This is a genomic window from Acidiplasma cupricumulans, assembly GCF_001402935.1.
Lineage (GTDB): Archaea > Thermoplasmatota > Thermoplasmata > Thermoplasmatales > Thermoplasmataceae > Acidiplasma > Acidiplasma aeolicum.
In genome coordinates, this window is sequence record NZ_LKBH01000200.1 from 1 (window position 1) to 5,884 (window position 5,884).

The following is a 5,884-nucleotide window of genomic DNA, read 5'->3' on the forward strand; positions in this document are numbered from 1 at the left end:
CTCTTCCGATCTATATATTATTTAAAAAATTTGCCAAAACAAAATTATTTATAAGCATATTGTATTGCATCTATGTTTTATGTGTCTGACAATAAATAAGTTTAAAAATAAAATCAAAACCGGTGATGATAATTAGCGTAGACTATATTGTCGCTGCAATATTAATCCTTTCGTCCCTCTTTGTTCTTTCACTTGTTTTCAACGTTTTTGATCTAAAGGGCACAATTGCAGCACTTATCGTCGGAATAATTATAACATTTGCGGGTTCAATTTACTGGCTTATTTTAATGCTTATATTTGCCGCCACTGCGTTTATGGCAACAAAATATAGGATACAACAAAAGGCAAAAATGAAGCTTCAGGAGGGGCGCGATGGGGAGCGCCATGCATCCAATGTTATATATGCCGCACTGATTGGGTTAATCATAGCAGTTTTTAACGTATTTAAGGTATACAATCTGCCCTATTTTGAACTCTTCAGCATATCATTTGCGTCGGTAAATGCAGATACATTCGCATCTGAGATAGGGGTTTTCGATAAGAATGTTAGATTAATAACAAACTTTAAAAAAATTGTGCCCGGCATTAATGGCGGGATTTCATTGCTGGGAGAGCTTGCGGCGGTTTTTGGTGCCTTTATTATTGCATTTTCTTATTCAGTTCTTAATTTTCATAATATAAATATTATAAGTATATTGATTATTACATTTTTAGGATTCCTTGGATGCCAGTTTGATAGCATACTTGGTGCGGTATTTGAAAATAAAAATAAAATGACCAAGGGGCAGGTCAATGCTGCCTCAACACTCATGGCGGTTTTCGTTGGGATACTGTTTAGTTTTTAATACATTGATATTTAATTGCCTGCATTTATATGATTTAAAAATGTAATAAAAATTTATTATCGATTAAACTATTACCATATATGGCTAAATTATTTGTTATATCAACAGCAGGAAAGGATGATATAAACAGGGCCAACATGGCCATGAATTTTGCATACAATGCAGTTAAGAATGCAGGCGCCACCGTTGCCTTTATGTTCCTGGGCCGTGGGGTGGAAACATTGTTAAAGGATTCAGGCGGTTCCAAACCAATGCTGGATATGATCAATAATATGAAGGAATTAAATATAGATGTTATGTACTGCAAGGTTTCTTTAAAGGGCCTCGGATTAAACCCCGAAATAATATTTGATGGGATAAGGGATGTTATGGGTGGTGTTGAAACAGCCAAAAGGGTTGATGAGGGCTATTCAGTTATAACATTCTAATTTTTAGTATAATACTAATATTTATATATACATTTACAATAATAATCCGTGCTTATTATTAAAAACCTATCCTCAGGTTATTATCAGGATAAAAAATACCATGAAGTTATAAAAGATATTAATCTCACTGTTGGGGAAAATGAAATAATAGGCATCCTCGGCCCAAATGGATCAGGTAAAACAACACTGTTAAGGGCCATAATGGGTGAAATTTATTCAAGCAGCGGTGATATAATATACAATGGTCAGAGCATATTTGAAAAGGGCAATTATTCAGAATTTAGAAATAATGCAATATATGTTAAGCAGGATTCATTTAACAGCCTTAAACCATTAAAGAGCATTAATTTCCAGATTGGTAAATTATATGACTGGAAATCATTTGATGAAAATTATGTTAAATCACTATTTTCTGAACTGTCACTTGACCCTGCAATACTTCAAATGAAGGCCTTACAGTTAAGTGATGGCATGCGCCACAGGGTTGTGATTGCCATGGCACTGCTAAAGGAACCAAAAATACTGATGCTGGACGAACCCACAACAGGCCTTGATTCAATATCCACATATAAGTTACTTAAAATTCTTAAGGAAATAAAAAAGAAAACGTCCATAATAATTTCAAGCAATGATGTCAATGCACTTTTTGAAATAGCAGATAGAATATACATAATGTATAACGGCATGGTTATAGAGGATGCAAACTTTAATGATTTGTTAAAATGCAGGTTCCATCCATACACTGATATGATTCTGAAATATGTTCCGTTGTATTCCAATAAAAATCTGGTTTACAGGCCGGTAAAAAATGATAGGCACGGTGGCTGCGTTTTTATAAATTCCTGTCCATACATAAATAATGAATGTGAAAACGATATACCGTATAAAAACATTAATGGTCATGGTTACCGCTGCATAAGATATCCTGGGTGGAAGGATGATAAAAATAATTAATTTAACAAAAAAATATAAAATTAAAACCGGGAATTTTAGATATTCCGATTTTTATGCCCTTGATAATATATCAACGATTTTTAAGGAAAATATTATAAATGGAATAACTGGTTCATCTGGTTCTGGAAAAACAACACTGGCAAATATAATATCTGGTTATGACAGGGATTATTCCGGTGAGGTTCTTTATGATAATTCCCAAGAGAAAAAATATGATTATATACGCTATGTGTTTCAGGACCCTTACATTTCATTAAATATGGTTAAGACAGTGGAATGGCACATAATGACCGCATCAGAATTAAACAATGTGGATATTGAAAGCTCAATAAAAAAATTTGAATCCACCAGGCTTGATTATGATGATTATAGATCAAAATATGTAAATACACTATCCGGTGGAGAAATGCAGAAACTTGCATTTACAATTGCAATTATTCCTGATCCAAAATATATAGTTCTGGATGAGGCTTTTTCAATGCTTGACCCCATTAATTTATTTTATATGCTCTCACTCTTAAAAAGCATAAGGAAAACCATTTCTGTAATTTATATAGACCATGATATAAACCGTGTGGCCTTCGCATCCGATTATATTTATATACTTAATAAAGGCAGAATCATTGAGGAAAATGATACTGATACTATCATGAATAAACCTGAAAATGAATATACAAAAAAATTAATAGAATACTCACCTGATTATAAAAAAAGAATTTAAATTTTGTTATGCTCCTCATCAACCAGGTTTACGGTCTTTCCCGCCCTCCTTGCAACATCAGGTTTTTTATATTTTATGTAAAATGCATAAATTACTGAAAATAATGTATAAACACCTATTATTATGATTGCATCTGTTATTGGGTACACTGGTGGCACCACTGATTCATAGAGAACAAAAAGGAATATGACGGTGGCAATTGCTGGAAATGCATAATGCTCTGTAAAGTGTTTTATTTTATCCAGTATATTTCCATGTTTTTCCTTTAATCTTCTGAACATTGTCATAACACTGGTATTTAAAAGGACGTGTGTAATAATTAATCCGGCAAGTGCCATGGTTGTTAAAAACTGGAAGGAATCGGTTAATGCATTAACAATAACCGGATCACTGGCCCTGCTCGTTAAAAGTGTGTATGGATTGACTCCAGCACCCATTGCAATTAAAAATGTCGATATAATTGCCATAACTGAGGATGAAACAGCCACAAATATAAGGGCCTTTGATGGAGTTACATATTTTTTATGTATATATGAAAAGAATTTTGGTATAATTCCGTCCCTGCCCATGGCAAAATACACTCTACCCGCATTGGCCTGCATTGCAACAGAATCAGAAAATGCAGAGTTAAATGCAACAAGAGAAAATAAAACACCGCCAACTATACCTGTGTATGCAGTTGCAACAATAATTCCAGGAATACCGCTGGATGAAAACGTTTGCATCATTGGTATCCCCCAGCCAACGATCTGAGCGTATGCAACCTCTGTCAATACAATACCAACTAGCAGAAGGCCAACTGTCAGTGCCCTTGTTATGGCCTTTGGGTTTGTGGCCTCCTCACCCAGAGGGGCTGATCCACCGTAGCCTATAAAACTTGTTAAACCAAATATCATGCCAAGGCCAACACCTGCTATAGGGCCACCCTCAGGTGCAAACCATGATGAGTACTGTGGCCACGCAAATGGATTAAATACATTGACTGTGTTATCAGGAGCCTTTATTATTATAATTGCAGATAATGTGGCAAGGAAAATCAACTCAAAAAATGATGCGTATTTTATGTATTTCATCTGTGGTCTGATTCCTATTATTGCTATCATTATGGGTATAATTATAAATGCAAGTATGAATGGTATCCATATCCATGCTGGCATGCCAATTCCAAGGAAATATTTAACAACGCCCGGCAGCACAACACCGGCAACGAAAACCGGAATTGCAGCGGTACTCACTATCTGGTACATCGGATACATTAATCCTGCACTTATTGCAGGAACAGGGCCAAATGCATTGGCAATATAACCGTAATACCCCCCTGCGCTGGCATGTCTTCTTGATAAATGATATAATGTATTTACCTCCAAAAACATGGTTAATGTTGCGATTATAAATGATAATGGTGTTAAAAAGAATGCGAAAATTGCCGAGGATACCACAAAGGCTATTGCATCACATGCTGGGGCCATTGCTGATATTTCCTCCGCTATGGCACCCCAGGTCCCAACCTGCCCTTTTTTTAGCCTGTTTTCATATTCTGTGGCTTTTTTATTATCATACATATAAAATTAGTATTACACTAACATATTTAAACATTTTTCATTGCAATAGATTTTTATTATTTATTATATTATAATGTTCATGTATGATATATGGAACTCCTTATGTGCACTGGCAGTGCTTGAGGGGAAAATTGAGATAAGCAAGAATATTGACAATAAACCAGAGGAATCTGGAATCTTCAGGCGATCTGTTGGAAAGATAAGGGGCCAGATACGTGATTACAGATCAGGCATATATAAGTCCACAATGGGAATCCATCTTGTTGAATTTACTGATCATTATGAGCTTCATGTTGATTCATATGACCCTCAAAAATATCCAGTGAGGCATTTAATTATTGACAGCCCTGATACGTTAATAAAAACCGGCATGCTGTTAAAAACAATAAAAAAAATTAAATGATTATTTTTTAAACCATGGAGAGCCAAGGGGAAGGGTTTTTTCCTTTATTGAATTGCTTATTATTGCAAAGCTTGTGTATACAGCGAAAAATGCGGTGATGAATCCAAATATTCCACCTATTCTGGTAAGTGTGGTATTTGAATAATATGCACCGAAACCAAGGGCCATGAATGCAAGCCACAGGAATAAAAATGTCATATTTAGGGCCAAATTTAGTCTCATTGCGTTTGCCCACATATAAAGTGTAAAAAGCCCCCATAGGATCAGGGCTATGCCAAGTGCATGCACAGAAATTGTTATAATTTTTAAATAGCTGAAGAAGACCAGAAGACCGTAAAAGAACCAGAATGAACCGTAGGATGTAAAGGCTGTGAAACCAAAGGTGTTCCCCCTGCGCATTTCAAATGCACCGGTTAGAAGCTGTGCAAATCCGCCATAGGAAAATGCCAGTGGCATAACAACAGATACTGCAGTGCCGGATAATATTCCGGCATTGACAAAACTCAATAAAAATGTTGTAAAACCAAAGGCTGCAAGTCCAAGGGGTGCAGGATCAGCAAGCAGGGACTTATTTATCTGATTAACCTCCATTGGATTGGACTCGGCAATTTTTATCATTGCCTTATTTTCATTATCAATTTCCTTTATATTTTCCATTAATTACCACTCTGTTTTTTTATTAGATCCATTGCCCTTTTGATTTCATCAACTGACGCCTCATTTTCCAGGGTGCTTATATCCCCTGGAAGCTGGTTAAGGTAAACCGCCTTAATTACCCTCCTCATTATCTTTCCTGACCTTGTCTTTGGAAGTGAATTCACTATGTGTATCTCCTCCGGAACCATTATTGGGCCAAGGTCATTTCTAACCTTCCTCTTTATTTTCTCTATTAACTCCGAGGATTTTTCATAGCCGTCCTTTAATGTAACAAATGCTATTATTGCATCACCCTTCACAGTATCAGGCTTTCC

The 5,884-nt window shown here is 35.7% G+C and carries 8 protein-coding genes; 5 read left to right on the plus strand and 3 right to left on the minus strand.

Going from position 1 to position 5,884, the window contains the following annotated elements; genetic code table 11:
* Positions 1-125 precede the first annotated feature (125 nt).
* From AOG55_RS06125 to AOG55_RS06140, 4 genes are all read left to right on the plus strand, one after another.
* Positions 126-845 carry a DUF92 domain-containing protein gene (locus AOG55_RS06125; RefSeq protein WP_054964251.1) on the plus strand — a complete coding sequence of 240 codons (720 nt, stop codon included), beginning with the start codon at positions 126-128 and terminating at the stop codon, positions 843-845.
* Positions 846-925: 80 nt separating this feature from the next.
* Positions 926-1,273, plus strand: a complete 348-nt coding sequence (locus AOG55_RS06130) for a DsrE family protein (protein WP_048101480.1) — start codon at positions 926-928, stop codon at positions 1,271-1,273.
* A gap of 48 nt (positions 1,274-1,321) precedes the next feature.
* Positions 1,322-2,227 carry an ATP-binding cassette domain-containing protein gene (locus AOG55_RS06135; protein ID WP_048101481.1) on the plus strand — a complete coding sequence of 302 codons (906 nt, stop codon included), beginning with the start codon at positions 1,322-1,324 and terminating at the stop codon, positions 2,225-2,227.
* Positions 2,211-2,948 carry an ABC transporter ATP-binding protein gene (locus AOG55_RS06140; RefSeq protein ID WP_048101482.1) on the plus strand — a complete coding sequence of 246 codons (738 nt, stop codon included), beginning with the start codon at positions 2,211-2,213 and terminating at the stop codon, positions 2,946-2,948. The genes AOG55_RS06135 and AOG55_RS06140 overlap by 17 nt, the downstream gene beginning before the upstream one ends.
* Here the strand turns inward: AOG55_RS06140 and AOG55_RS06145 are convergent.
* Positions 2,945-4,510 carry an APC family permease gene (locus AOG55_RS06145; RefSeq protein ID WP_055032254.1) on the minus strand — a complete coding sequence of 522 codons (1,566 nt, stop codon included), beginning with the start codon at positions 4,508-4,510 and terminating at the stop codon, positions 2,945-2,947. The two genes, AOG55_RS06140 and AOG55_RS06145, sit on opposite strands and share 4 nt — an antisense overlap.
* Positions 4,511-4,589: 79 nt before the next feature.
* Between AOG55_RS06145 and AOG55_RS06150 the strand changes: the two genes are divergently transcribed.
* A complete protein-coding gene (locus AOG55_RS06150) occupies positions 4,590-4,913 on the plus strand; it encodes a hypothetical protein (RefSeq protein ID WP_052656742.1) in 324 nt (107 codons plus the stop codon).
* Here the strand turns inward: AOG55_RS06150 and AOG55_RS06155 are convergent, their stop codons facing one another.
* Positions 4,914-5,570, minus strand: a complete 657-nt coding sequence (locus AOG55_RS06155; RefSeq protein ID WP_231563415.1) for an acetate uptake transporter — start codon at positions 5,568-5,570, stop codon at positions 4,914-4,916.
* Positions 5,570-5,884 (minus strand): AMP-binding enzyme (locus tag AOG55_RS06160; protein ID WP_449222422.1); only part of this gene is annotated, 315 nt, incomplete at its 5' end. The genes AOG55_RS06155 and AOG55_RS06160, both read right to left, overlap by 1 nt.